This window comes from Actinomadura monticuli (genome assembly GCF_041463655.1).
Lineage (GTDB): Bacteria > Actinomycetota > Actinomycetes > Streptosporangiales > Streptosporangiaceae > Spirillospora > Spirillospora monticuli.
Genome location: NZ_JAXCEI010000032.1, coordinates 12,636 through 37,270, shown reverse-complemented (window position 1 = coordinate 37,270; position 24,635 = coordinate 12,636). Strand labels below are relative to the sequence as shown.

The 24,635-nt window shown below is 69.1% G+C and carries 26 protein-coding genes and 1 tRNA gene; 10 read left to right on the top strand and 17 right to left on the bottom strand.

Annotation, left to right across the window (positions count from 1 at the left end; all coding sequences use genetic code 11):
* Nucleotides 1-145 precede the first annotated feature (145 nt).
* Nucleotides 146-319 (top strand): hypothetical protein, encoded by a 174-nt coding sequence (locus SM611_RS36985; RefSeq protein WP_371955071.1) that lies wholly within the window; start codon nucleotides 146-148, stop codon nucleotides 317-319.
* Nucleotides 320-341: 22 nt separating this feature from the next.
* Here SM611_RS36985 and SM611_RS36980 read toward each other — a convergent pair whose 3' ends face one another.
* The 4 genes from SM611_RS36980 to SM611_RS36965 all read right to left on the bottom strand — a co-directional run bounded on the left by SM611_RS36980 (nucleotide 342) and on the right by SM611_RS36965 (nucleotide 4,716).
* Nucleotides 342-1,475 (bottom strand): PDDEXK family nuclease, encoded by a 1,134-nt coding sequence (locus SM611_RS36980; protein WP_371955070.1) that lies wholly within the window; start codon nucleotides 1,473-1,475, stop codon nucleotides 342-344.
* Nucleotides 1,472-2,467, bottom strand: coding sequence for a DNA-methyltransferase (locus SM611_RS36975; protein WP_371955069.1), 996 nt, complete (start codon nucleotides 2,465-2,467; stop codon nucleotides 1,472-1,474). The genes SM611_RS36980 and SM611_RS36975 overlap by 4 nt, the downstream gene beginning before the upstream one ends.
* Nucleotides 2,468-2,666: 199 nt before the next feature.
* A complete protein-coding gene (locus SM611_RS36970) occupies nucleotides 2,667-3,830 on the bottom strand; it encodes a hypothetical protein (protein ID WP_371955068.1) in 1,164 nt (387 codons plus the stop codon).
* Nucleotides 3,817-4,716, bottom strand: a complete 900-nt coding sequence (locus SM611_RS36965; RefSeq protein WP_371955067.1) for a hypothetical protein — start codon at nucleotides 4,714-4,716, stop codon at nucleotides 3,817-3,819. Before SM611_RS36965 ends, SM611_RS36970 begins: the two co-directional genes overlap by 14 nt.
* A gap of 325 nt (nucleotides 4,717-5,041) precedes the next feature.
* Here SM611_RS36965 and SM611_RS36960 point away from each other — a divergent pair, with 325 nt between their 5' ends.
* The 4 genes from SM611_RS36960 to SM611_RS36945 all read left to right on the top strand — a co-directional run bounded on the left by SM611_RS36960 (nucleotide 5,042) and on the right by SM611_RS36945 (nucleotide 6,385).
* Nucleotides 5,042-5,320, top strand: coding sequence for a hypothetical protein (locus tag SM611_RS36960; protein WP_371955066.1), 279 nt, complete (start codon nucleotides 5,042-5,044; stop codon nucleotides 5,318-5,320).
* A gap of 202 nt (nucleotides 5,321-5,522) precedes the next feature.
* Nucleotides 5,523-5,750 carry a hypothetical protein gene (locus SM611_RS36955; RefSeq protein ID WP_371955065.1) on the top strand — a complete coding sequence of 76 codons (228 nt, stop codon included), beginning with the start codon at nucleotides 5,523-5,525 and terminating at the stop codon, nucleotides 5,748-5,750.
* 18 nt (nucleotides 5,751-5,768) lie between these two features.
* Nucleotides 5,769-6,023, top strand: coding sequence for a hypothetical protein (locus SM611_RS36950; RefSeq protein WP_371955064.1), 255 nt, complete (start codon nucleotides 5,769-5,771; stop codon nucleotides 6,021-6,023).
* Between the two features lie 86 nt (nucleotides 6,024-6,109).
* Nucleotides 6,110-6,385 carry a hypothetical protein gene (locus tag SM611_RS36945; protein WP_371955063.1) on the top strand — a complete coding sequence of 92 codons (276 nt, stop codon included), beginning with the start codon at nucleotides 6,110-6,112 and terminating at the stop codon, nucleotides 6,383-6,385.
* Between the two features lie 172 nt (nucleotides 6,386-6,557).
* Here SM611_RS36945 and SM611_RS36940 read toward each other — a convergent pair.
* Both SM611_RS36940 and SM611_RS36935 read right to left on the bottom strand, forming a co-directional pair.
* Nucleotides 6,558-6,630, bottom strand: a tRNA-Thr gene (locus SM611_RS36940).
* Between the two features lie 64 nt (nucleotides 6,631-6,694).
* Nucleotides 6,695-8,209 carry an alpha/beta hydrolase gene (locus tag SM611_RS36935; protein WP_371955062.1) on the bottom strand — a complete coding sequence of 505 codons (1,515 nt, stop codon included), beginning with the start codon at nucleotides 8,207-8,209 and terminating at the stop codon, nucleotides 6,695-6,697.
* Between the two features lie 401 nt (nucleotides 8,210-8,610).
* Between SM611_RS36935 and SM611_RS36930 the strand changes: the two genes are divergently transcribed.
* The 4 genes from SM611_RS36930 (at nucleotide 8,611) to SM611_RS36915 (ending at nucleotide 13,075) form a co-directional block, all read left to right on the top strand.
* Nucleotides 8,611-9,666 (top strand): ferredoxin reductase, encoded by a 1,056-nt coding sequence (locus SM611_RS36930; protein WP_371955061.1) that lies wholly within the window; start codon nucleotides 8,611-8,613, stop codon nucleotides 9,664-9,666.
* Between the two features lie 18 nt (nucleotides 9,667-9,684).
* A complete protein-coding gene (locus SM611_RS36925) occupies nucleotides 9,685-10,731 on the top strand; it encodes a fatty acid desaturase family protein (RefSeq protein ID WP_371955060.1) in 1,047 nt (348 codons plus the stop codon).
* Between the two features lie 113 nt (nucleotides 10,732-10,844).
* Complete coding sequence (locus tag SM611_RS36920) at nucleotides 10,845-11,552, top strand: CPBP family intramembrane glutamic endopeptidase (protein ID WP_371955059.1); 708 nt, start codon at nucleotides 10,845-10,847, stop codon at nucleotides 11,550-11,552.
* Between the two features lie 119 nt (nucleotides 11,553-11,671).
* A complete protein-coding gene (locus tag SM611_RS36915) occupies nucleotides 11,672-13,075 on the top strand; it encodes an MFS transporter (protein ID WP_371955058.1) in 1,404 nt (467 codons plus the stop codon).
* Nucleotide 13,076: 1 nt separating this feature from the next.
* Here SM611_RS36915 and SM611_RS36910 read toward each other — a convergent pair whose 3' ends face one another.
* Nucleotides 13,077-13,628 carry a hypothetical protein gene (locus tag SM611_RS36910; RefSeq protein ID WP_371955057.1) on the bottom strand — a complete coding sequence of 184 codons (552 nt, stop codon included), beginning with the start codon at nucleotides 13,626-13,628 and terminating at the stop codon, nucleotides 13,077-13,079.
* Nucleotides 13,629-13,694: 66 nt separating this feature from the next.
* Nucleotides 13,695-14,348, bottom strand: coding sequence for a S1 family peptidase (locus SM611_RS36905; RefSeq protein WP_371955056.1), 654 nt, complete (start codon nucleotides 14,346-14,348; stop codon nucleotides 13,695-13,697).
* A 297-nt stretch (nucleotides 14,349-14,645) separates the two neighbouring features.
* Here SM611_RS36905 and nhaA point away from each other — a divergent pair, with 297 nt between their 5' ends.
* The gene (gene nhaA, locus SM611_RS36900) at nucleotides 14,646-16,544 is read left to right on the top strand and encodes a Na+/H+ antiporter NhaA (RefSeq protein ID WP_371955055.1); all 1,899 of its coding nucleotides are present in this window, start codon (nucleotides 14,646-14,648) and stop codon (nucleotides 16,542-16,544) included.
* A gap of 36 nt (nucleotides 16,545-16,580) precedes the next feature.
* Here the strand turns inward: nhaA and SM611_RS36895 are convergent, their stop codons facing one another.
* From SM611_RS36895 to SM611_RS36855, 9 genes are all read right to left on the bottom strand, one after another.
* Nucleotides 16,581-16,769 carry a VapC50 family PIN domain-containing toxin gene (locus SM611_RS36895; protein WP_371955054.1) on the bottom strand — a complete coding sequence of 63 codons (189 nt, stop codon included), beginning with the start codon at nucleotides 16,767-16,769 and terminating at the stop codon, nucleotides 16,581-16,583.
* Between the two features lie 127 nt (nucleotides 16,770-16,896).
* Nucleotides 16,897-17,730, bottom strand: a complete 834-nt coding sequence (locus SM611_RS36890) for a PSP1 domain-containing protein (RefSeq protein ID WP_371955072.1) — start codon at nucleotides 17,728-17,730, stop codon at nucleotides 16,897-16,899.
* A 64-nt stretch (nucleotides 17,731-17,794) separates the two neighbouring features.
* Nucleotides 17,795-18,775, bottom strand: coding sequence for a hypothetical protein (locus tag SM611_RS36885; RefSeq protein WP_371955053.1), 981 nt, complete (start codon nucleotides 18,773-18,775; stop codon nucleotides 17,795-17,797).
* A gap of 237 nt (nucleotides 18,776-19,012) precedes the next feature.
* Entirely contained in the window at nucleotides 19,013-19,855 is an 843-nt protein-coding gene (locus SM611_RS36880) for a fructosamine kinase family protein (RefSeq protein ID WP_371955052.1), read from the bottom strand.
* Nucleotides 19,856-20,335, bottom strand: coding sequence for a low molecular weight protein-tyrosine-phosphatase (locus SM611_RS36875; protein WP_371955051.1), 480 nt, complete (start codon nucleotides 20,333-20,335; stop codon nucleotides 19,856-19,858). It lies immediately after the preceding gene.
* A 20-nt stretch (nucleotides 20,336-20,355) separates the two neighbouring features.
* Nucleotides 20,356-20,931, bottom strand: coding sequence for a permease-like cell division protein FtsX (locus SM611_RS36870; protein ID WP_371955050.1), 576 nt, complete (start codon nucleotides 20,929-20,931; stop codon nucleotides 20,356-20,358).
* A complete protein-coding gene (locus SM611_RS36865) occupies nucleotides 20,928-21,467 on the bottom strand; it encodes a SigE family RNA polymerase sigma factor (RefSeq protein WP_371955049.1) in 540 nt (179 codons plus the stop codon). The genes SM611_RS36870 and SM611_RS36865 overlap by 4 nt, the downstream gene beginning before the upstream one ends.
* A 125-nt stretch (nucleotides 21,468-21,592) precedes the next feature.
* On the bottom strand, nucleotides 21,593-23,191 hold the full coding sequence (locus SM611_RS36860; protein ID WP_371955048.1) for a S8 family peptidase: 1,599 nt from the start codon (nucleotides 23,189-23,191) through the stop codon (nucleotides 21,593-21,595).
* Between the two features lie 257 nt (nucleotides 23,192-23,448).
* A complete protein-coding gene (locus tag SM611_RS36855) occupies nucleotides 23,449-24,588 on the bottom strand; it encodes a DNA polymerase III subunit delta' (protein WP_371955047.1) in 1,140 nt (379 codons plus the stop codon).
* Nucleotides 24,589-24,635 lie beyond the last annotated feature (47 nt).

Here is a 24,635-nt window from a genome sequence, read left to right as displayed (position 1 = left end):
AGGCAATCGCCGTTCTACGGGGCCTTGTTGCTTCCCGGCCCGCAGACACGCCCCCCGCGATCAGTCCGTGACCTGGCCACTCGCTCCGACCATCTCAACATCCGAGAACGCAATCAGCCCTGCATGGCGACCGATACTACTCCCCATGCTGTCATTCGTCAACCAATTGGATGATGCACTTACGGGCTACCTGAAGAACAGTGAAAAAAATGATTCATCGATCGAGCGCTTCAAACAATTGGTCGAGGCGACTCATCAGGCTTTGCCCGTAGGCGTCTATGAGACATTTGCGGCATCCGTGACGGACTCTTTAGGCTAGCCCATGCTAGTGCGCTTTACGGCTACTTTGTCCTAGAAGGCTTGAACTCGGGGAGGTAGAGAGCTAGACGTGCACGGATGCTACCTAGCAGCCGATCCGCACTGGCTCCCTCTTCGAGGGCTGCGGCCGGCGCGACATCTAGTGCGTAGTGAGACAATGCAGCCGCATCTGTACCAATTACCTTTACGAGTTGGATCTCGTTTGGTGTGGTAGTCGCCGAGAGATCCAGTTCAAAGACGTAAATCCAGGAAGTTGGATTCACTGCAAGTTCCTGGCCAGCTCGGGCGAGACGGTACGTTCCGTCGGTCTGCTGAACTAGCTCAGGCTTGCCAAGATGCCTCTGCCAGCTATCCCAGACAGCCGAAGGAACAGCAAAGACGCATCCAGCGGACCGACCGTGTGCCCCAATCTGAAACTTGAACATCATCTGATAGAAGGTCCGCTTAAATACGTTTGCGATGTTCGGACCTTCGACCTTTTCTGAGACCCATTCACTATGTTGCTCTACAGCTTCCGAAAAATCTTGCTTGTGGAGCCTGAGAGCGTCCTTTAGGTTGCGTACCGCTGCAGCGTACGTGCCGTGAAAATCCATGGTCTGAATCTCGAATATGCCATAGCGTCCGAGAGCGAGCGAGCCATCCGGTTCCCATTTAATCTCAACCATGGTGGCATCGAAAGAAAATTCAGGAGACCGATCTGTAGCGCTCAGACTGATCTCGCCACCTAGCTTATTCTGAAAATAGACCAGACTGGGGATGCCTTGGCGCACTGCTGAGCGAAATTGATTCGCCTGCTCCTGATTTTCTAGAACAGGCGCAGCAACGAGATTGAGACTAGTTCCGGTTGGATGGCCAAAGAGACGACGAGCAGCATCGTCCAGAACATCGAGATCGAGAGCTCTAAACGGGCAGACGAGCCAGTCTTGCCGCGGACCGTTGCTTACACTACTGATGGTGCAGACCCCACTGGAGCGCTCTGCCTTTACGCAGTCGTGCTTCTCGCCCGTTATGGTGCTCAGGAACGGGCAACGTCCATGCTGTTGGTCGTTGAGACTGTTGTCCGTCGCTGCGACGATGGGGAATACCCGGTGGCCGTACCACTCAGCAACGTGGTTGCCTGGGCCGCGCTTCTTGCCGCTTCTCTTGGGGGGCGTCATGAGGCAACCGTATCGTCGTTTCCCTCATCAACACCAGTGATGATCGGTTGGACTGATGAGAGGTTGATCTGCGCCGCTCGGACAAACTCGGGCGACTTCTCAAACCCTAGTGCCCGACGCCCATTCATGGCTGCCACGACCAGTGCACGGCCAGTGCCACAAAAAGGATCAAGCACTAGTCCATCTGGCGGGGATGAACTCAAGATTCTTGGCTTGATAAGGTCGATTGGAAATGTCGCCGAATGACCATTCGATCCTGATTTGACGTTAACAGTTGTTACGTCTCTGGCGCCTTCCTCTACGTGATCCAGATCGTAAAAGTAACTAGCACGCCCCTCCTTAGGGCGCTTGACAAAATGGAAGAAATGTTCGTGAGCCAGTCGGAGCCGATCCTTTTCAGGGCGCGGCGGAACGTTGGGCTTGTGCCATATCAGGTCATTTCGCAAGATCCATCTCTGCTCTTGCATGGCGATGGCGAATCTCGCAGGAATCAGGAGTAGTTGTTTTTCCTGTCTATAGCCGCCCATCGGAGTACGTCGACGCATTCGCGGATTATCTCCAAGCCCTTGGCGTCCATCCATCCTCAAGCTGGACCAACGAGCAAAGTACGTGTCCCCGATGTTGATCCACATGCTTCCTCGCGGCTTGATGGCCTTTGCTGCACGCTGAAATATCTCAACTAGATGATCTACGTACCATTCGGGTAGTGGTTCAAGACCAAGTACTCCATTATGTGCGCGATACCACTCGTAGGATGGAGTGTCGCTTGCCGAATTTCCTTCTGATTTCCACTCGTTAAGGATCTCCTCGTTGTGATCCATGCCATAAGTCCTCAAACCCCAATATGGCGGAGAGGTGATGAGCAGATCGACGGACTCCGGTGCGAGTGTTGCCATGAGGTCGTAGGCGTCCCCAGCCCTAACCGTGACGTCCACCGTGCCCCGTGCGGCGTCCGATGCACCTTCAAGATCAGAGATCGCCTCAGTAGTCATGAGCAACAGGGTAGGGCCATGCGCTAAGTACCTGCTCTAACATCGTCAGCCTGTGGATAGCCGGGCGGCCGGGGCGGGTCGGCCCGGAGAGGCCGCATGCCTGGCCCGGACCGACCGGCGGCGGCCGCGTAGCGGGTGCCCTTGAAAACGTATAGAAGGTTCTCATCCGGCGGGCGGGTTGCCTGGCTGACCTGGGGTTTTAGGTGCCTTGGCCGCCAATGGTGGGGCCTGCTGGCCAGAGCCTCTCTAGGTCGCTTGGCGTGAGTGGGTCACGGTAGGCGGCTTGTAGGACGGTGGTCCTGGTGGGCTTGTCGGCTTCGGCGAGGTTGGCGAACCAGTCGAGTCCAGCGGGGTAAGCCCACAGGTAGGAGCGCAGTTGGGGGTTGGCTCCTCGGTCGGTGAGGAGGTCGGCTATGGCGGCTTCCTTGATCCACGGCATGCGGAAGCGAGCGTGGTCGGCCAGCTCGGCGACGTTGGCGCCCTCGTTGAGGGCTAGGTGGAGCTCGGCGCGTACGAGTTGGTTGTAGTGGTCGAAGTGGGTGCGGGTGACGAGTAGTTCGTCGTCTGGGGTGATGAAGAGGGGTAGGGCCTGGGCGAGTCCTTCGAGGAGGACTTGTTGGGGGGCATGTACCGACATCAGGCGTACCCAGGGGACGTCTTCGGCTGCGGCTTGGGCTGACCAGCTTGCGCCTTGTAGGCCGTGGCCTAGGACTTCGTGTAGGGCGAACTGACGGGCGGCGACCTTGGTGAAGCTGGCGCGGCGGAGGTTGAGGCGTAGTCGGACCTTGTCGCCGGCGCCGTCGAGCCAGTACGCCCAGTAAGCGTCTACCTCGGTGGTCTGGATGGTGAGGTTGAACGGGGCCTGGCTGCCGGTGGCCTGGCGGACGGCTTGCTCGTAGTCGTCGGCGGCCTGGCGGATCGCGTCGGGTGCCTCGTCGGTCTCGATGGGGCCTTCGATGGCGTTGAGGTCGCGGGCGGTGTCGGGTCCCCACTGGATGCCCAGAGCGGTCAACGCTTGGCGGGCCTGGTCGCCTCGCTGGGTGATGTAGCCGTCTTGCCATCCGGCGGCGGGGCATCCCTGGGTTGCCTGGACGTAGTCGTTCAGGGGGCGGTGTTCGCCTAGGAGGGCGCCGAGGTATGCCAGGTCGGCGGTGAGGCGGGCTATCAGGTGGGTGGCTCCGGCCTCGGTGGCGCGGGTGTGGAGGTCGGTGAGGCGCTGGTAGACGGCGAGGCGGCTGGTGGGCGGTTCGGGTGACGTGGTTGTGGGGGCGCAATCGAAGTCGATGACGGCGACCGATCCGCGGCCCGTCTCGTAGGCGTGCCAGGCGCGTAGCGTCGCCTCGATCTCGTCACGCAGGTTCACGGATCGGCTCCCAGCGCAGCGTCACGAACTGGTTCGGGCGTAGGTGGTCACGGGTCAACGACATGACGGCGTCCCGGCCGTCGATGTCCCAAACGAGGCTATCTGTGGCGGAGTTCTCCGAACCGTCCGGGTGCTCCTCGCTGGCGGTGCACCCCCCGAGGTCGACATGGCGTTGCCGGACGTTGATCTCGTAGCGGCGGCAGTAGCGGGGCATCGCCTCGCGCCAATAGTGGTTCAGGTCGAATTTCCCGCCCTCGCAGACGTAGCCGACGCGCGCCCACTCCCCCGGCCGTAGCGGAGGCGAGATCTGGAAGGCGAACTTGGCGAGGTTGGTCGTGTCGTGAATGCGCTGGATGGCGATGCGCCGGTCAATGTCGGGGACGGGCTTGATGACCAATGGGCCGCTGGTGTGCTCGAACCACACTTCGCGGGACATGCGGGCCTGCGGCTTGTCACCGAGGTTCAGCAGGTCGAAGCGGTATTCCAGCCGTGCGGCACCGTCTGCGGCTATCTCCAGATCGATGGTCTTCGCCAGCTCGACGACATGGCCGGTGAGACCGGCCAGTTCGGTGATGTCGTCGTCGTTCAGGCGGCGTTCGCGCTGGAGGTCGAGGAGTCTGCGGCCGAGGTCCTGGGCGTGGTCGCTGGTGGCTGCTCTGGTGGCTGCGCGTCGGGCCTTGGCGGCGGGGATGGTTCGGGTGGTGGTGCCCCAACTGATCTCGCCGATCTCGGGGGTGTCGATGTGGTGTTCGAGGGTGGTGAGCAGCTCGGCGACGTCGGGGGGCATGGGCTCGTCCGGGTCGCTCTGCGGCTGGTTGGACTCCTTCGGCGGGCATGGCTCGAAGAGCTGTTCGGCCGTCCAGCCGGGAAGCATCTTCTCCAGCACGCGGCAGTGATGCGGGTACGGGAGCCCTTTGAGATCGCCGCTGAGCCAGCGGTGGAACTGCGCTCGGCTCGGCCAACTTCCGACAAGGCCAGGGTCGATGCCTTTTGCCGCTTTGTCGTATTCGCCGCAAAACGTCTGGTGCGTCTGCCAGTGCTTCTCTCGAAGTAGCACCTTCAGCCGTACGGGGGGATTCGCCACCACCAACCTTCCGACGGCAGGAACGTAACACAGACGAGCATCAGACGAGACAAGACGAGAACGATCCGTCCTGGATGCGATACAGGCGGTAATGCGACGTGACGTGTCTCCCGGCCACCTTAGAAGCGTGAACACCGACACCACTCCTGAGATCGAGTTGCTGGCGGGACTGCGGGCCGAGTTGACCGAATACGAGGTTCGATCCGAGGTCCGTGAGAACGTCGCCGGCCTGGCCGTCTTCACCGACGTCCGGGGCGTGTTCGTCTGGGTCTTCGTCGGCTACTCCGGGCGGTACTTCTCCTGGGACCAGGACGAGCGCCAGCATCCGGTCAACGACGTTCCGGGAGCGGCTCGCCGGATCGCCGAACAGGTCCGTCCGGGCGGTGCCGAGGTAGTGACGTCGTGAACGGGCTCATGGGTAGCGGGACATCAGCGCTGATCGAGCGGCTACAGGACGGCTTGCGGTCGGACTTCCCCGACTGGCAGATCGGGCGTGAGTGCTCCGGCCGCTGGGTCGCCAAGCGGCCGAGGTGGGGTGCCTTGTACGGGCAGAGCGCAACCGAACTGCGCAACCGCCTCGACCGGTTCGCCGGATCGGGGGACGCGCGATGACCGCTGACCGGCGGGCGGCCGTCGTCCGCATCTCCCCTGCACGGCAATCGATGACCAGGAAGAAGGCGGTCGGACTGACCGAGGAAGAGCGTCAGCTCCTGCTCGCGGAACTCGCCGAGATCACTGCCGAACTCGATGAACTCCACGCCCGGACACAGCAGATCGCGGCTCGGGTTCACGGGGCTGAATCGACCTCGCCGGCCCGTGAGAGCGCGGCGGCCTGAGATGAAGGACTCCGAGTGATGAACCCCGCGATGGAAACGCGTGCGCATGCCGATGACCCGGCGCTTCGTCAGCTTCGGGAGGAGTTCACCGGTCACCGGATCTGGCGGGCTCGGCGCTGGGACGGGCGTCTCGGCGACTGGGTCGCGACGCTGCACGACTCGGCCGCCGGCGTCGACCTCACGGTGATCCGGTCGGACTCTGCGTCGCTGCGTGAGGCGCTGGTGCAGGAGCGGCAGCGCGCGGGGCGTCCGGTCATGAAAAGGGCCTGGTGATGGTTGCTTGGACCCCGCCATCACCGGATGGGGCCGTCCCCGCGCTGGGTGGGACGGCCCTAGGGGAGGCTGAGGCGGCGCGGCGGGTGCCTATCCCCCCGGATGCACTCGTCGCGCTGCCTCGGCCGTTCACCGCCCGGCTGCTGCTCAACCGGCTCGCGCGGGCCCTGCGGCGGCGCGGCTGGACGGTCGATCGCCGGTACGCCGAAACCCGGCCCATGCTGCGCGTGTTCTTCCCCGATGCGCCGTGCCTGGGCGACACCGTCACCATCGCCGCCGGGGACGGCGGCTGGTGGTACCGGTCCATTACCGGGAACTGCTGGCGCCCTGCACGGATATGGACCTGGCGGTCTCACAGGTGACGACGGCACTGGAGCGGTCACTGCGGGTCTACGCGCACGTGATCCGGTCGGCCGAGGTGGCCACGGCTGACGTGTTCGCTCGGGTCATGAATGAAGCGGCGTAGACGCTGCTGTTAGCAAGCCCGTTAGCAAAAGCCCTCTTGCGAAGATCGCAAGAGGGCTTTGACGTGGGAGCCGCCTATCGGAATCGAACCGATGACCTATTCATTACGAGTGAATCGCTCTGCCGACTGAGCTAAGGCGGCGTGCCGTGCGGGGCACGGCTCGATGCAGTCTACCGGGTCCGCGGGGGTGGGTGTGCACGGGTTTTCAGCCGCAGGTGGTTCCGTCCTTGGGCGGGTCGGTGGTGACGAGGTAGTTGTCGGTGGCCTTGGTGATGCACGCGTTGCCTTGCAGGTAGGCGGTGTGGCCGTCGCCGTTGAAGGTGAGGAGGACGCCGCTGGAGAGCTGGCCGGCGAGGTTCTGGGCCCACTTGTAGGGCGTGGCGGGGTCTCGGATGGTTCCGATGACGACGATGGGGGCGGCGCCCTTGGCGGTGAGGGGTTTCGGGTCCTGCTTGGTCTGGGTGGGCCAGTAGACGCAGGGGAGGCCGCCCCAGACGACGAAGGGGCCGAAACGGGGGGCGACCTTCTTGGCCTCGTTCGCGTACTTCCCGTAGGCGGCCAGGTCAGGTGGGTTGGGCTTGTCGACGCAGTTGACGGCCATGTTGGCGTCGGTCTGGTTGCTGTAGGTGCCGTTGGCTTCGCGTTCGACCATCTCGTCCGCGAGGGCTAGGAGGACGGTGCCGTCGGACTTCTGCATGGCCTGGGTGAGGGCCTGGCGCAGGACGGGCCAGTACTCCTTGACGTAGAGCGACCTGGCTATGCCCATCACGGCCAGGGATTCGGTGACCTTGCGGGAGTCGCGGTTGTTGCTCAGCGGCTTCCTGTCGGTGGCGGAGAGGAAGGACGAGATCTTGGCGATGACGGCGTCGGGAGTGGTGCCGAGGGGGCAGCCGCCTGACTTGACGCAGTCTTCGGCGAAGGCGCGGAGGGCGGTCTCGAAGCCCTTCGCCTGCTCGATCAGGAGTTCGGTCGAGCTGAGCTGGGGGTCGACGGCCCCGTCCAGGACCAGGGCTCGGACGTTCTTGGGGAACTGCTCGGCGTAGAAGGCGCCCAGGTAGGTGCCGTAGGAGGCGCCGTAGTAGGTGAGCTTGTCGTCGCCCAGGGCGGCACGGAGGACGTCCATGTCGCGGGCGGCGTTGACGGTGCCCACATAGGGGAGTTCCGAGGCGGCCTTGGTCTTGCAGCGTTGCGCGAACTCCTTGCTGGCGGTGCCGAGGGTGTTCGTCTCCCGCTGGTCGTCGGGGGACGCGTCGGTGGCGAAGAACGCGTCGAGTTGGGGGCCCGTGTTGCAGCGGACGGGTTCGCTGGCGGCGACGCCGCGCGGGTCGAAGCCGACGATGTCGAAGCGGCGGCGCAGGTCGCTGCCGAACGTCCGGGCCGCCTGGCGGACGAAGTCGACGCCGGACCCGCCAGGGCCGCCCGGATTGGTGAGCAGTGAGCCGATGCGGTTGGACTTGTCCTCGGCCGGGAGCCGGATCACGGAGAGTCCGACCTTCTCCCCCGACGGGTCGGCGTAGTTCAAGGGGACCTGGACGGTCGCACATTGGAAGCCGTTGTCGCAGTCCTTCCAGGACGGCTTCTGGCTGTAGAAGGACCCGAGGCCCGCGGGGACGCTCGCCGCCGACGCCGTCTTCTTCTCGCCCCCGTCGCCGTCGCCGCTGCATCCGGCCATCGCCAATGCGAGCACGGTGGCCGCACTGATGAACTTCGCTGCCCGCACCTGGACCCCGTCTCGTCATAGCGGCACGTACGCCGCCGCCTACGCTACGTCGGCGCAGGGGCCGAGGCCAACAACCGTGCCGGGTGATGGGGCCCGCATGGGCCGCGCGGGCCCCATCAGCGCGCCGTGCCCGCACGGGGGGCCGGGCCGGCGCGTCCCGGACGGCCGTCAGCGGCGCGGGTGGGCGCGTGCGCTGGAAGCCCCCGACGCGGGGCCGTGGAGTTGGGCACCGGGCAACAAATCCGGACGGCGGTTTTTGTCAACAGGCGTTACATCACCGAATGAATCATCATTCGATGGTGTGATTCCTGTCGCTTTGACGTCGGATGCCTTGAAGGTCCGCCCTCTCCTACGCGACCGTAGGTTACGCGAACGTAAGTTAACGCCATCGGGGAGGCATCGTGATCACTACGGCACGGCGCCCGGGAAAGGGCCGGCGCATCGTCGCGGCCGCCCGGCTCCTCACGACCCCGCTCCTGCCGGAGGACTACCTCGGCCTGGTCAACCCGCTGTGGTCGGCCACCGACCTGCGCGGACGCGTCGAGGCCGTGCGGCACGAGGCGCCGGGTGCGGCGACCCTCGTGATCAAGCCCGGACGGGCGTGGCGGGGGCACCGGCCGGGCCAGTGGGTCAGGGTCGGCGTGGACATCGGCGGCGTCCGGCACTGGCGGACGTTCTCGCTGTCGTCCCCGCCGCGCCGGGACGGGCGCGTCACCATCACCGTCAAGGCCGCCCGCGACGGGGTCGTCTCCCCGCACCTCGTCAACGCGATCAGGCCGGGCGCGATCGTCCGGCTCGCCCCTGCGGACGGCGAGTTCACGCTCCCCTCGCCCGTCCCCGCGAAGCTGCTGTTCATCACGGCGGGCAGCGGGATCACCCCGGTGATGGCGATGCTGCGCCACCTCGCCGGCAGGACGGACGTCGTGGTCGTCCACTCGGACCGGACGGCCGGGGACGTCATCTTCGGCGGCGAGCTGCGCACGATGCCCGGAGTGCGGCTGCACGAGCGGCACACGTCCGCCGACGGCCGCCTCAAGCCGTCCGAACTGCCGGATATCTGCCCGGACTGGGCGGAACGCGACACATGGGCCTGCGGCCCCGGCGCGATGCTGGACGACCTCACCGCGTTCTGGCGCGCCGCCGGAGCCGAGGAGAGGCTGCATGTCGAGCGTTTCCAGACCGTCCTGCAGGGCGGCGGCGAGGGCGGGCGCGTCACGTTCACCAGGAGCGGCGTCCAGGCGGACGCCGACGGGAGCACGCCGCTCCTGGTCGCCGGCGAGAACGCGGGCGCGCTGCTGCCGAGCGGGTGCCGGATGGGCATCTGCTACAGCTGCGTCGGCCCGCTGCGCTCCGGCCAGGTGCGGGACCTGCGCACCGGCCGGGTGCACGGCGAGGAGGGCGAGATCGTCCAGACCTGCGTCTCGGCCGCCGCCGGCCCCGTCGAAATCGACCTCTGAGACCGTGAAGGGGGACCCATGACCGACCATCTGACGACCGCGGACCACGACACGATCGCCGCCGAGCTGGACGCGCTCCGCGAGGAGATCATGTCCGGGCTCGGCGAGCGCGACGCGTCCTACATCCACCGCGTGATCCGCTGGCAGCGCGGCCTGGAGATCACCGGCCGGGCGCTGCTGCTGGCGTCCTCGCTGCCGCCCGCCTGGGTCGCCGGGACCGCGACGCTCGCCGTCGCGAAGATCCTGGAGAACATGGAGATCGGGCACAACGTCATGCACGGCCAGTGGGACTGGATGCGCGACCCGAAGATCCACTCGACGACCTGGGAGTGGGACAACGTCTCCCCCGCCGAGCAGTGGAAGCACTCGCACAACTTCGTCCACCACACGTTCACGAACGTCGTCGGCAAGGACAAGGACGTCGGCTACGGCATCCTGCGCGTCACGCCCGAGCAGAAGTGGAGCCCCGCCAACCTCCCGCAGCCGCTCTACAACGTGCTGCTCGCGATGTTCTTCGAGTACGGGGTGGCGCTGCACGACCTGGAGATCGACAAGATCCTGGCGGGGCGGGCCGACGAAGAGGTCACCAAGGAGAAGCTGCGCCAGATCGGTCGCAAGATCCGCCGCCAGTGGGGCAAGGACTACCTGGCGTTCCCGCTGCTCAGCGGTCCGCAGTTCATGTCCACGCTGGCCGCGAACTTCACCGCCAACATCGCTCGCAACGTCTGGGCCCACATGATCATCTTTTGCGGGCACTTCCCCGGTGACGTGGAGGTGTTCGAGAAGGAGCGGCTGGACGGCGAGACGAAGGGCGAATGGTACGTCCGGCAGATCCACGGCTCGGCGAACATCGAGGGCGGGCCGATGTTCCACCTGATGACCGGCAACCTCAGCCACCAGATCGAGCACCACCTCTTCCCGGACATGCCGAGCAACCGCTACGCGGAGATCGCCCCGCGCATCCGGGCGCTGTGCGAGAAGTACGACCTGCCCTACCACACCGGATCACTCAGCAGGCAGGTCACCAGCACCTGGAAGAAGATCGTCCGCTACGCCCTGCCCTAGCGTCGGCCGACGGCGATCGGATCGCACGGCGGCCTGTTCGCGCCAGTCCGTTGCACCGCGGTTCGACCCGTCCCTACGGTGTATAGATCGTTCAGGGCGATCGAGGGGGTTCCGTGGCCACGCCGGAGGAACCGGCCCGCTCCCGCGTCCGGCCCGCCGTCGCCCTCGCGGTGTGCGCGGCCCTGTGGTTCGTCCCGACCTTCGGTCAGCCGCTCACCGGCCCGATCGCCGACGCGCTCCGGACCCTGCACCTCGTCTCCGACGGGACCGACGCCGACGCCGCCTGGTTCATCGCGACGCTCGTGCTGCGCTGGACGGCGGCCGCGCTGCTCCTGCTCTTCGTCCTCGCCGTCGAGCGTCGGCCGCTGTCGTCCCTGGGCCTGGCCAGGCCGCGCGGAAAGCACCTTCTCCTCGCGGCCTCGCTCGCGCTTCCTGTCATGATGACCGGCATCGCCGTGCAGGCTCTCCTGACCGGCGGTCGGCCCGACGAGACCACCCAGACGAGCCAGATCGTCGAGTCGCTCGACCTGCCTCAGCTGGCGCACCTCATCGTCAACGCGGCGATCGTCGAGGAACTGTTCTTCCGCGGCATGCTCATCGAGCGCACCGCCGAACTGACCGGCAGCACCGCGGTCGCCGTCACCGTGTCGTTCACGCTTTTCGTCGCCAGCCACGTCCCGGGCTCGGGCTGGGTCAGCGCCCTGACCGTGGTCGCGGCGGGCACCGTCCTGTCCACGGGCCTGTACGCGGTGACCCGCAACCTGTACCCGTGCATCGCCGCCCACACGGTGGGCAACGCCCCACTCCTCCTCAGCGCCTGAGCCGGGCGCGAAGAAGATTCCGCCTCGCCCGATCGCGGACGGGCATTACCTCGGACGTTATCGCCTTGGGGGGCGGGCTCGCGCGATCGTCGTGGGGCAGACGACGATCTGGGGGAACCATGTCGCAAACCGCCATACCGGCCGCCGACGCGCGATCGGGAACGCGCCCGGACGGCGCGTCCACGGGCACGCTGCTGGTCCTGCTCACCGGCGTGTTCATCACCACGCTCGACTTCTTCATCGTCAACGTGGCGATTCCCGACATCCAGCGCGAACTGGGAGCCCGGGCCACGGCGATCCAGTGGGTGGTGGCCGGGTTCGGGCTGGCGCTCGGCGGCGGGCTCATCACCGGCGGACGGCTCGGCGACCTGCTCGGACGCCGCCGGATGTATGCGCTCGGGCTGGCGCTCTTCACCGCCGCGTCGCTCGCGTGCGGGCTCGCCCCGACCCCCGGCACGCTGATCGCGGCGCGGGTCGTGCAGGGGATCGCCGCCGCCCTGCTGATGCCGCAGGTGCTCGGGATCATCAACGGCGCGTTCACCGGGGAGCGGCGGGCGCGGGCGTTCACCGCCTACGGGCTGGCGCTCGGGCTCGGCGGCGTGTTCGGCCAGCTCATCGGCGGCGCGCTCATCGAGGCGGACCTGTTCGGCACCGGCTGGCGCAGCATCTTCCTGATCAACGTGCCGGTGGGCGCGGTGACGCTGGCGCTGGTCCGCCGGACGGTCCCCGCGCAGCCCCGCACCGCGGGAACCCGGCTGGACGTCACCGGAACCGTCGTGGTCACGCTCGGGCTCGTCGCGCTCGTCCTGCCGCTGATCGAGGGACGCCGGCTGGGCTGGCCCGCCTGGACGTGGGAGTCGCTGGCGGCGTCGGCCGTCCTGCTGGCGGGGTTCGCGGCGTACCAGCACCGCCTCGGCCGGCGGGGCGGTGCGCCGCTGGTGGAACCCGGCCTGTTCAGGGAGCGCTCGTTCCGGGTCGGCAGCGGCCTCGCCCTCGTCTACACGCTGGCCATGGCGTCCTTCTTCCTGTACCTCGCCCTCTACCTGCAGCAGGGGCGCGGGCTGAGCGCGCTGGAGTCGGGCCTGCTGTTCGCCGCGCTTGGCGCCGGGTACTTCGCCGCGTCCACCCGGGCCACGGCCATCGCGGCACGCATCGGACGGCAGGTCCTCGCGCTCGGCGCCGCCGTGCAAGCGACCGGCTGCGTGCTGCTGACCACCGCATTGGGGCATGGCATCGCCTGGCTCATCCCGGGTCTGGCGCTCGTCGGCGCGGGCATGGGGTTCGTGCTGGCGCCGCTGTCCGCGCTGGTCCTGGCGGGGGTCGCCGACCGGCACGCCGGATCGGCGGCGGGCGTCCTGTCCACGGCGCAGCAGGTCGGCAACGCCCTCGGCGTCGCGCTGGTCGGCATCGTCTTCTACGGGGTCACGGGCGGCGTGTCGGACGCCTTCGAGGCGTCCCTGCTCCCCGTGATGGCCTTCTGCGGCGCGACCGCGATCCTGGCGCAGGTCCTTCCGCGGGGCTGACTCAGTCGAGGTCGATGATCTGGACGTCCGGGGCGAAGTGCGCCACCGCGGCGGCCAGCCGGTCGCGGTCGAGGCGCCAGCCGTTCACCTGGCGGCTCGCCTTGGCGACCTCGGCGGGAACGTGGCCGGCGACCGCCCCGTAAAGGAGGCGGCCCGCCTTGCCGACCGGCTTGTCGGCAGGGCGGTCCTCGTGCCGGAGGACGCCCACGTAGGGAATGTTCTGCGCGGCGTGCTGCCTCCACAGGACGACGGCCTTCACGTCCGTCCACGGGACGGACAGCAGCGACGCCCGGTACCGGAACGGCCCGCCGGCCACCAGGATGCCCTCGGCGTCGACGCGGAAGGCGACCTGGCGCGAGAACGTCATGGCGAGGAAGATCACGACTCCGGTACCGAACAGCAGGATGCCGGGTACGCGAATGTGGAGGGGCACCTCCGGCAGGAGGCAACCGAGCGCCAGGACCAAGGAGCTGATCATCAGGACCGTGTTCTTCAGCGTCGGGCCGTAGCGGACCTCGTAGACCTCGCCGGGTTTCATCCCGATCACCTCCATTGCGCCGAATGTACGGTGATCATGGCGCCGGGCCAAGGGGTGCCGGGCACTTCGGTGACCGTCCGGTCAGTAGACGGTGACGCCGAACGCGGCGAGGACGCTGGTGACCGGCTGGACATAGGACGATCCACCAGTGGCGCAGCTGCCGGTGCCGCCGATCCCCAGCCCGATCGCGGTACCGCCCGAGAAGTACGGCGCGCCCGGAGTGTCGCCGGGTTCGACGCAGATAGTAGTACGCGCGAGGCCGGTGATCGTCCCCTCCGGGAAGCGGACGGTCAGGTTGACGGCCGTCACGGTGCCGCATCTCAGGCCGGTCGTGGGGCCGCTGCGGCAGACGCGCTGCCCGACGACCGGGCTGCCCGCGCCCGTGATGTCCTGCGACCCTGGATAGAGCCGGACGCTGCCGGGCCGCTCCACCTGCGGGTCGACATACCGGACGAGCCCGACGGCGACATTCGTCACGGCGACGACCGTCCCGAGTTCGACGGTCAGGGCCGGGTCGGCGTACACGGTCAGTCCGACCTTCGCGCAGCCGCCCGCCGTGAGGAAGTAATAGGTGCCGTTCTGCCGGACGTTGAAGCCGAGCGTGCACCGGACGCCGCCGGGCGCGAAGATCGGCTGCCCGCCTTCGGCGCTCGGCGCGGCGGCACGCGCGGGCGCCGCGAGTGCGAAGGCGGCCAGGACGGCGACGGCCGCGGCCGTGAGCGTGCGACGTCTCACAAGTCCTCCTGCGGGAGCCAGGGACCGCAACTCTCCGCAAAATCGGACTCCCCGGCAAGGGGGCAAAACTGCCAAGGATGGCGGCGGCCGTCCAGCAGAATCACGGTGACGCCAGGTGGGAAGGCGGCCCGGCACGCTGGAGCCAAGCCGGGTCACGACGCATTCCGGGAAACCCCGAGCCCTGACCAGGCGCTCTGGAGAGCAGATCACCCGGCCATGGAATCGCCATGACCCCGCGCGTGTTTTCAAGACGATCTCTTGGGGCGGACGACGGGCGGGACCGGTGAGAATTCGACAATGACCGAAAGTCAAGAGGACGCCACGCCGGGCGGACCGCTGGCCGAACGGACCGCGTGGGCGCGCAGCCTGCGGACGCCGCTGCGCGCGTTCCTGCGCACCGAGACCGGCGGCGCCGTGATCCTGCTGGCCGCGACGCTCGCGGCGCTCGCCTGGGCGAACGTGGACGCGTCCTCGTACGAGCGGCTGTGGGGGACGGAGGCGTCCGTCAAGCTCGGCGACGCGGGCATCACCCAGGATTTGCGCGACTGGGTCAACGGCGGCCTGATGACGATCTTCTTCTTCGTGGTCGGGCTGGAGGCGCGCCGCGAGTTCGACATGGGCGAGCTGCGCGACCGGCGGCGGCTCGCCCTGCCGCTCGCCGCCGGACTCGGCGGCATGATCCTGCCCATCGCCATCTACCTGTCGGTGAACGCGGGGCAGCCGACGAGCCACGGCTGGGGCATCGCGATGTCGACGGACACCGCGTTCGCGCTCGGCGTCCTGGCACTGGTCGGCCGGGGCTTCCCCGCCCGCCTGCGCGCCTACCTGCTCACCGCCACCGTCGTCGACGACGTCGTCGCCCTCGCCGTGATCGGCGTCTTCTACAGCGACGACGTCTCCATGCCCGCGCTGCTCACCGCCCTCGCGATCTTCGCCGTGCTCGTCCTGATCCGCGCCGCGGGCATCCGGAAGCTCCCCGTCTACGTGCTGCTGGGCCTGGCCACCTGGGCGGCGCTGGAGTCGTCCGGCGTGGAGCCGGTGGTCATCGGCCTGGCCATGGGCCTGCTGACATACGCGCACCCGGCCGCGCGCACCGACCTGGAGCGCGCCACCGAGGTCTTCCGGCTCTTCCGGGAGCAGCCCACCCCCGAGTACGCGCGCTCGGCGCGGACCGGGGTGGCCGCCGCGATCTCCCCGAACGAGCGGCTGCAACTGGCGATCCACCCGTGGACGAGCTACGTGATCGTCCCGCTGTTCGCCCTCGCCAACGCCGGGATCGCCATCAGCGGCGACTTCCTCGGCCGCGCGTTCACGTCCCCGGTCACGCTCGGCATCCTCGCCGGTTACGTCGTCGGCAAGCCGATCGGGCTCCTCGGCTGCTCCTACCTGGTCACCCGGCTCAGCCGGGGCAGGCTGGCCCCCCCGGTCGGGTGGGCCGCGGTCGGCGGCGGCGGCACCATCGCCGGCATCGGCTTCACCGTGGCCCTCCTGATCGCGACCCTCACCTTCACCGGGCCGAGGCTCGAAGAGGCCAAGATCGGCATCCTGTCCGCCGCGCTCTGCGCCACGGCCGTCACCTGGATCGTCGTCCGCGCGACCAGGCTGCTGCCACCCCGCACGCGCCTGCGCGCCCTCCTCGGCACGGCGGAGACCATCATCGACCTGGCCGCACCGGTCGACCCCGAACGCGACCACATCCGCGGCCCGTCCCGCGCCCCCGTCACCGTCGTCGAGTACGGCGACTTCGAATGCCCGTACTGCGGCCAGGCCGAGGAGGTCATCCGCGAACTGCTCGCCGGGCACGGCAACGTCCGGTACGTGTGGCGCCACCTGCCGCTCACCGACGTCCACCCCCAAGCGCAACTGGCGGCGCAGGCCGCCGAGGCCGCCGCCGAGCAGGGCGCCTTCTGGGAGATGCACGACCTCCTCCTCACCCACCAGGACGCGCTGCAACCCAGGGACCTCCTCCGCTACGCCAACGAACTCGGCCTGGACGCCGACCGCTTCCGCGCCGACATCCGCGCGAACCTGGGCATCGACCGAATCGCCGAGGACGTCGACTCCGCCGACCTGAGCGGCGTCTCCGGCACCCCCACCTTCTTCGTCAACGGCCGCCGCCACCGAGGCGCCTACGACATAACCGCCCTGTCCGCAGCCGTCCGCAACGCCAAGAAGGCCACCGCCATCCGCTCCTGATACTCCTTACGGACGAGGCCAGGACGGAGATCTGCTTCAGATCCGAGTGCGCAATGCCGCGACCGACTCGACGAGACCGACCCGCTCAAGCTCGTCGAGCACGTCCTCCATCGTCTCCGGCGGGTTCTTGCGCGAGTCGGCGATCTGCTGAACGCATGCCCAGACGATGCGGTCGTCAAGGTCGATCTGGTCGAGCACGAAGTCGTCGGGGCTGCGAGCCTCCACACCCCAGGGCGCGAGCGAGTCAGCAGGGAAGTCCTAACACTTGGCCTGGACCAGGCCGGATCGGGCGACACGGATCAGCATGTCTCGCTGGGTGTTGCCGTACAGCACGATCTGATGCCGCCACGGCTCAGTCGGGACCGTCCTCCGGAGTCGGGTTGTAGAGGGCGTCGTGCTGTTGGCGGGGGGAGCAGACCGAGGCGGAGGGGCAGGAGCAGCGGCGGGAGCCCACCTTCACCGTGACGCGGTCGCCCGGGACGTTGTAGCCGATCACCTGGCCTTCGCCCTCGGGGGTGCTCACGCGGGAGCCCAGGCGCGGGGCCTTCTCCTTGAACTCCATGTAGAGCGGGTGCTCGTACTTCAGGCAGCACATCAGGCGGCCGCAGGCGCCGGCTATGCGGAGGGGGTTGACGGGGAGGTCCTGTTCCTTCGCCATGCGGACGGAGACGGGTTCGAAGTCCTTGAGGAAGGTGGCGCAGCACAGGTCGCGGCCGCAGGGGCCGATGCCGCCCTGGAGGCGGGCCTCGTCGCGGGGGCCGACCTGGCGGAGTTCGACGCGGGCCTTGATGCCGCGGGCCAGGTCGCGGACGAGGGCGCGGAAGTCGACGCGGTGCGGGGCCGTGAAGTAGATCTTGAAGACGTTGTCGGCGTCCAGGAAGTCGACGCCGATGACCTTCATGGGGAGCTCGTGCTTGCGGATGAGGCGCTTGGCGATGGAGCGGCCCTCGGCGCGGCGGCGGCGGTTGGCCTCGTCGCGGGCGAGGTGCTCGTCGGTGGCGGGGCCGCCGCACTCGGGGAGGCCGCCGATGTCCTCGGACACCCACTGCGGGGCCCACACGCACTCGGCGACCTCCGCGCCCGAGTCGGTGGGGACGAGGACCTTGTCGCCGACCTTCGGGGTGTGCGGGCCCGGATCGAGGTAGTAGAGCCGGCCGTACCGGGTGAAGCTGACGGCCATCACCATGCCCACGGTTCCGCTCCGTTCGCCCGGTTTCGTGCGTCCCACGTTAGTCGCCCGGACGCGTCAGTCACCAGGCGGCGTCGGCGAGGTCCTTTCCGGGGATGGCCGGGACGCCGTTGGTGTAGAGGTCGCCCGCGGTCGCCAGGACGGCCGTGCCGCTGTGGGCGGTGTCCAGGTCGGTCAGCGGGCCCGTCACCTTCTGGCGCCACAGGACCTTCGCGGGTTCGCCGCCGAGGGTGAAGGTCTGGAGGGTCAGCTCAGACTTCGCCGGCACGCCTGCGACGACCGACTTCCCGTCGCGGGTCAGGACGGCGTTGGTGCTCCCCTTGGGCAGCACCATGACGGCCTTGCTGAGCTTCAGGTCTCCGGCGGCGCCGGCGGTGTCGATGCTGCGGAGCTGGTGCTTCGCCGACCCGGTGGGCGTCCAGACGAAGGAGAGCGTGGTGCCGGACCAGGAGAGGCTGCCGACGCGGCCGGGCGTCTTGGTCGTCCAGGTCTTGCTGGTGCCGTCGCTGAGGGACAGGACGTTCAGGCGGCCGCGCTTGCCCGCGTAGGTGACGTAGGCGAGGTTGTCGCCGCCGAGGGCGATGTCCGACCAGACGGTGGAGACGCCGGGGACCACGGCCTTCGGGATGTCCTTCAGGTCCTGCGGACGTCCGTCGTCGGCGAGGTGGAGGCGCTGGAAGGTCACCGTGCGGTCGCCGTAGGACGCGACGACGAAGGAGCCGTCCTTCGCGGCGGCGACGCGGTGGAAGCGGCGGCCCTGGGGCGGGGCGACCGGCAGCCCGACGCTCGCGCCGGTGTGGACGTCGCGCGCGAGCAGCGCCGTCCCGGCGGCGGTGACGCCGACGACGAACCGCGGGTCGGTCCGCTCGGCCTTCGCGGCGGGCTTGGCCTCGTGCTCCTCCTTCGCGGCGCGCTGGTGGCGGTGCACCACGTCCACGCTCCCGCCGATGAACAGCGCCGCGGCCGCGGCCGCGCTCAGCGGGATCAGACTCTTCCAGGAGCCCAGCCGTGTTCCCGGGCCCTCGCGCCTGCCGTCGTCCATGGGTCTGCCCCGCACCTGCCTCTCGAATGCTCCGTCGTTTCTATCTCATCTTCATCGCCACAAACACCCATGAAGCGGGAGTTACCACATCGAAGTGAAGTCGCAAGCGGCCTCGGCCGGCAAAGCGCCCCTCGGCGGTGGCCCCCGGGCGGCGCGGACCATCGTAGGGGGCGAAAAACGGGTGCAAGGCGTGCCGGAATGTACGCCTTACCTTCTGGACAGGCCGACCTCTTCGCGTCAGCCGAGTGCGGCGCGTGCCGCGTCCACCAGGGACGACCGGTAGGAGCCGCCGAACAGGGCCACGTGGACGAGGAGCGGGTGCAGCTGGTGCAACGGGACGCGTGACCGCCAGCCGTCCGCCAGCGGCGCCGCCTCGTCGTAGGCGGCCAGGACCGTGTCGAGGTGCGGGGCCCCGAACAGGGCCATCATCGCCAGGTCCGTCTCCCGATGCCCCCCGTGGGCGGCCGGGTCGATGAGGAGGGCGCGGCCGTCCGTCCACTGGACGTTGCCCGACCACAGGTCGCCGTGGATCCGGGACGGCGACTCCGGCGGCCCGGCCAGGTCCGCGATGTCCGCCATGACGCGCTCGACGAGCCGGACGTCGCCGTCCGACAGGTGCCGCGCGCCCAGGCGGAGGAACGGTTCGAGGCGGCGTTCGGCGTACCAGCGCGGCCAGTCGCGGCCGTCCGGCGTGTTGTCGAGCGGAAGGTCGGCGATGAAGCCGTCCCAGGGGGCGCCGTAGGCGTCCGGGCGGTTCCCGGTGTGCAGGGCGGCCAGCTCGCGGCCGAGGCGCTCGGCGGCCTCCCGCGACGGCGGCGTGGACGGCAGCCAGGGCAGGACCAGCATGCGGTCGTCGGCGGCGAGCACGTCCGGGACGGGCGTCCCCCGGCCCGCCTCGCCGAGCCAGCGCAGCCCCGCGGCCTCGGCGGCGAACACGCCCGCCTGGTCGGACGCCGCCTTCACGAACACCGCGCGCCCGTCCGCCAGGGTCGCCCGATGCAGCGTCCACGCATGGCTGGACCCGAGATCGCTCACGTCCGCGACCCCCGTGCCGAGCAATGCCTCCAGCCGGCCGCGCACTCAGCCCTCCTTGAGCGCGCCGCGGATCTCCTCCAGGAGGCCCGGCATCGCCGCCTCCACCTGCGCCAGGACGGAGTCGAAGTCGGCGCGCCCGCCGTAGTACGGGTCGGGGACGTCAAGGTCGCCGCCCGCGTCCGGGTCGAACTCGCGCAGCAGCCTGATCTTGGCGTGCGCCGCCTCGTCCGGTGCCATCGAGCGGAGCGCCCGCAGGTGCCCCCCGTCCAGCGCGATGATCAGGTCGTAGCGGCCGAACCAGGACTCCTCGAACTGCCGCGCGATGTGCGCCGACCGGTAGCCCGCCCGCCGCAGCGTCGCGACCGTCCGCTCGTCGGCCCCGTCGCCCACGTGCCAGCCGCCGGTGCCGGAGCTGTCGACCTCGGCGTCCAGGCCCTCCTCGTCGACGTGGTGGCGCAGCACCCATTCGGCCATCGGCGAGCGGCAGATGTTGCCCGTGCAGACGAACGTGACGCGGTACGGCATGCCACCCATCATGCCCGAGGTCAGCGGCCTTCGACGATGACGGTGTCCACGCCCGGCATGCCCGTCACGGCCGCCGTCACCCCCTTGACGCCCGTCCCGGAGGCCAGGCCGACCCGGAAGGACTCCGGAACATCCCCGGCCTGCACCGACCGGCGGAACTGCTCGTCGTTCTCGAAGCCCTTCTCGAAGCGCTTGAACGCCTCCTGCCTGTCCTCGAACTCGACGCCGCGGACCGGCGGGAGCGCCTCCAGGACCCGCTGGATCTCCCGCTTCTCGCGCTCGGTCGCCCCCTTGCCCGCGCAGGACGGGTTGGCGGACGTCTTCGTGCAGAGGAAGATCGAGATCTTCGGCACTCCGCCTCCGGAGGGCGAAGGCGGCGCCAGCAGGCCGGACGTGCCGCCGGACGAGAACGCACCGCCCGCCACCGCTGCTCCCAGAGCCACCGCGGCGGACGCGGCGACGGCCGCCAGCGCCATCGCCGGGCGCGGGAGTTTCCGGCGCCGCGCGGCGAACTCCGGTTCCGGCACGTCCTCGGGGCCGATGGTGCCGCCCATGGTCTTCAGCGCGTCCCTGAGACGATCTTCGGTCGCGTTCACTGCTCGCCCCCCAGAATCCGGCCCAGGGCGGCGATCGCCCGGGACGTGGTCGACTTGACGGTGCCGGGGCCGATCCCCATGGCGTCGGCGATCTCCTCGGCCGACAGGTCGCAGAAGTAGCGCAGCACCAGCGCCTCCCGCTGCCGGGCCGGGAGCCGGTGCAGCGCCTCCATGACCTCGCGCGCGTCCTCCCCGGCCATCGCCGCCGCCTCGGCGGACCAGACGGGCGCCGCGTGGAGGGCCCGGAACGGCCTCCTGCGCCGTCGCAGCGCCGTCCGCGACCCGTTGAGGACGGCCGAACGCAGGTACGTCAGCGCCCGCTCGCGGTCGCGCAGCCGCGGCCATCGCCGGTACAGCCCCGCGAACGCCTCCTGGACGACGTCCTCGGCCGTCCCTCGATCACCCACCATCACGAAGGCGAGCCGGGTCAGCCCGAGCGCGTGCCCGCGGTACAGGTCGGTGACCGCCGCCGTCGCGTCGCCGGGTGCCCCGTCCGCCGGGCGGTCGCGTTCGGCAAGCACCGTTTCAGGTTCCATGTCACAGAGACTCCGCCGCGCCCCTCTGGTTGCTTCGTCCCCGGAACTTTTCACGGACGGAACAGAACACGACCCCCGGCCTGGGTGGCCGGGGGTCGCGTCCTGGGGTGGGTCGAGCGGCGGGATCAGCGGCGGACGGCGTTGAGCGCGTCCACGATGCCGTTCCCGAAGAACCCGTTCTGCTCCTTCGAGCCCTCACAGGTCTGCGTCGAGGTGCGCTTCACCCACTCGCCGCCCGACTTCGTGTACCAGACGTACTCGGTCGTGCGCGGGCTCGGGCATTCCTTGGCCGTCGCCGTGCCGCGCAGCACGCGCTCCACGAAGTCCGGGCTGAGGGTGAGGCCGCTGCGGTCCCGGTGCCCGTACTTGCTGATGATGAGCGCGGCGACGCCGACGGCGTGCGGCGACGCCATCGAGGTGCCCTGGATCGACTGGTAGTAGGCGCAGTCGTCGCCCTTGCAGCTGCGGACGAGGTACGGCACGTTCGGGGTGCCGTCCGCGTTCAGCTCGCCGCGCTCCTTCGCGAGCCGCTCGGGGTAGGCGGCCCAGATGCCGGCCCTGTCGTCCGGACGCTGGTCGGCGGTGTCGACCTTGTCGCCGCCGGGCGCCGCCACGGCGACGTAGCCGTTGCCGAAGCTGCTGTAGTACGACTTGCGGGTGGACGGCCCGGTCGCCGAGATCGGGATGACGTGCTCGCCCTCGGACGGCATCGACACGCAGCTCGCCGGGACCGTCCGGTCATGCGGCTCCTCGCCCGGCGTGGACGGGAAGTCGGGGCTGCTGTCGTCGGAGTTCGTCTTCGTGTAGTCGACGAAGTCGTTGCCGGCTGCGGAGATCAGCGTGACGCCGCGGTCGTGCGCGAAGTCCAGGGCCCGCTGCGTCGCCTTGATGATCGTGCGCTGCTCGAGCTGGTCCTCGGGGCTGTCGGCCGGGTTGTTCCCGCAGTTCCACAGCCACGGGTCGACGTAGTAGCTCATGTTGACGACGTCGATGCCGTTCTTGGCCGCGTAGGTGAGGCCGTCCACGGTCGGCTGGAGGAAGAAGTAGCCGGAGTCCTGGCCGACGCGCAGGTTCACGATCGACACGTTCGGCGCGACGCCGGCCATGCCGAGCCCGTTGCGGGGCGAGGCGATCGTGGACGCGACGTGCGTGCCGTGGTCGTTGTCGTCCCAGTCGTTGGGGTCGACGCACGAGGTGAACTCGCAGGGGCCGTCCACCTCGTTGCCGTTGGCGTCCGTGGGGATGTCGGTGGTGAAGTTGCGGCTGAGCGCGCGGTTGAAGTTCGGCTTGATGTCGGGGTGGTCGCCGTCCACCCCGGTGTCGAGGACGCCGACCAGCACGCGCTTGTCGCCCGGCTCCGTCTTGTAGGACCCGTTCGCCGTCGCGTGGATCTGCTTCATGTCCCACTGCAGATCGGCGAGGGGCTCCTCGTTCTTGGACGGGACGCCCGTGAGCGACACCTTGTTCTTGGTGCCGGTCAGCCGCTCGACCTTCGCGGCCTTCTTCTTCGTCTTCGGGGCCTCGCCGATGACCCGGTTGTGCGCGACGCCGTCCAGCGCCCGCTCCTTCATCACCGCGTGGATGAACTCGGGGTTGTCCGAACGGACGGTCGCCACCCCGACGTCGCGGTTCTCATGGACGATCGTGCCGCCGGCCGCGCGGACCGCGCGGTGGGCCGAGCCGGGAGACGCGTGCTCCTTGTACAGGACCACGTACTCCGACACCTCTCCCTTCGCCTGCGCTGGTTTCGGTTCCGCTGACGCTGGGACCGCGAGCGCCGCCATGGTGGCGACGGCGCACGCGGCGGAAATCAAGGCTCGCCGCAAAGCTGACCTCCTGGCCGTGGGGGGAGCTAGCCCTGGATTGGGGCATGAGCCAGCCGAAGGTACGCGCGCCGCTGTTGAGAGTTGCGTACGTTTGTGTAACGAAAAGGTAGATCTCTCGTAAGGCGATGCCCGTGCTTCGCCGGCGGGCACCCGCGTCAGCCGGTCCGGAGCGCGAGCGTGAGCGCCTCCACGGCCAGCAGCGGATTGACGTTCGCGTCCAGCCGCTCCCGGCACGCCATGATCGCGTCGAGCCGCTTGAGGGTGTCCTCCGGGCGCCCGTGCCGCGCGGCCGTCCGCAGCTCCGGGGCGAGGTCGGTGTTGACGAGGTCGCTGCCCGCCCCCAGCTGGAGGGTCAGCACGTCCCGGTAGTAGGACGCGAGGTCGAGCAGCGTCCGGTCGAGGGAGTCGCGTTCGATCCGGGTGGCGCGGGACTTCTGCCGGGCCTCCAGCTCCTTCAGCGCGCCCGCCGTCCCCCTCGGCATCCGGCCCTTGGCGCTCTCGCCGAGGGCCTGCCGCAGCGCGGCGGTCTCCGCCTCGTTCAGCTCCTCCGTCCGCGTCCTCGCCTCCGCCTTCGCCGCCGCGACCAGCGACTCCGCCGCCGCCACGGCCGGGCTCACCGACGTCAGCCGGCGCGGCACCGACATGACCTCCGCCCGCCGCCGCCGGGCCTCCGGGTCGGTCGCCAGCCGCCGCGCCCGGCCGATGTGGCCCTGCGCGGCCCGCGCCGCGACGTCCGCCGTCTCCCGGTCCACGCCGTCGCGCAGCGCGAGGACGTCCGCGACCGCGCCGATCGGCGGCGTCCGCAGCGTGACGAGCCGGCACCGCGACCTGATCGTCACGAGCAGATCGTCCGGGGATGGCGTGCACAGCAGCCACACCGTCCGGGCCGGGGGCTCCTCGATCGCCTTCAGCAGCGCGTTCGCCGCCGCCTCCGTCGCCCGGTCCGCGTCCTCGAACAGCACGATCTGCCAGCGGCCCCCGGTCGGGGACGACGACGCGCGCAGCACCAGCGCGCGGGCCTCCTTCACCGAGTACGACAGGCCCTCCGGGCGGACGACCTCCACGTCCGCGTGCGTGCCCTGCAGGACCTGGTGGCAGGACGCGCAGTGCCCGCACCCGCGCGGCGCGTCCTCGCACTGCAGCGCCGCCGCGAACGCCCGCGCGGCGGTGACGCGGCCGGCGCCGGGAGGCCCGGTGAACAGCCACGCGTGCGCCAGGCCGTCCGCCCCCTCGGCGGCCGACGACAGCTGCGCGACAACGGGCTCCTGCCCGACCAGGTCGTCCCACACGCTCATGGGATAGAGGCTAACCGGCCCCGTGCGCGCGGCGGGCCGCCTCGCCC

Bases quoted from the DNA above. Each gene is read 5' to 3' on its own strand.
- SM611_RS36985 (WP_371955071.1), top strand. From the start codon at position 146: ATGCTGTCATTCGTCAACCAATTGGATGATGCACTTACGGGCTACCTG.
- SM611_RS36980 (WP_371955070.1), bottom strand. From the start codon at position 1,475: ATGACGCCCCCCAAGAGAAGCGGCAAGAAGCGCGGCCCAGGCAACCAC.
- SM611_RS36975 (WP_371955069.1), bottom strand. From the start codon at position 2,467: ATGACTACTGAGGCGATCTCTGATCTTGAAGGTGCATCGGACGCCGCA.
- SM611_RS36955 (WP_371955065.1), top strand. From the start codon at position 5,523: ATGACCGCTGACCGGCGGGCGGCCGTCGTCCGCATCTCCCCTGCACGG.
- SM611_RS36950 (WP_371955064.1), top strand. From the start codon at position 5,769: ATGAACCCCGCGATGGAAACGCGTGCGCATGCCGATGACCCGGCGCTT.
- SM611_RS36925 (WP_371955060.1), top strand. From the start codon at position 9,685: ATGACCGACCATCTGACGACCGCGGACCACGACACGATCGCCGCCGAG.
- SM611_RS36915 (WP_371955058.1), top strand. From the start codon at position 11,672: ATGTCGCAAACCGCCATACCGGCCGCCGACGCGCGATCGGGAACGCGC.
- SM611_RS36910 (WP_371955057.1), bottom strand. From the start codon at position 13,628: ATGGAGGTGATCGGGATGAAACCCGGCGAGGTCTACGAGGTCCGCTAC.
- nhaA (WP_371955055.1), top strand. From the start codon at position 14,646: ATGACCGAAAGTCAAGAGGACGCCACGCCGGGCGGACCGCTGGCCGAA.
- SM611_RS36890 (WP_371955072.1), bottom strand. From the start codon at position 17,730: ATGGTGATGGCCGTCAGCTTCACCCGGTACGGCCGGCTCTACTACCTC.
- SM611_RS36885 (WP_371955053.1), bottom strand. From the start codon at position 18,775: ATGGACGACGGCAGGCGCGAGGGCCCGGGAACACGGCTGGGCTCCTGG.
- SM611_RS36875 (WP_371955051.1), bottom strand. From the start codon at position 20,335: ATGCCGTACCGCGTCACGTTCGTCTGCACGGGCAACATCTGCCGCTCG.
- SM611_RS36865 (WP_371955049.1), bottom strand. From the start codon at position 21,467: ATGGAACCTGAAACGGTGCTTGCCGAACGCGACCGCCCGGCGGACGGG.
- SM611_RS36855 (WP_371955047.1), bottom strand. From the start codon at position 24,588: ATGAGCGTGTGGGACGACCTGGTCGGGCAGGAGCCCGTTGTCGCGCAG.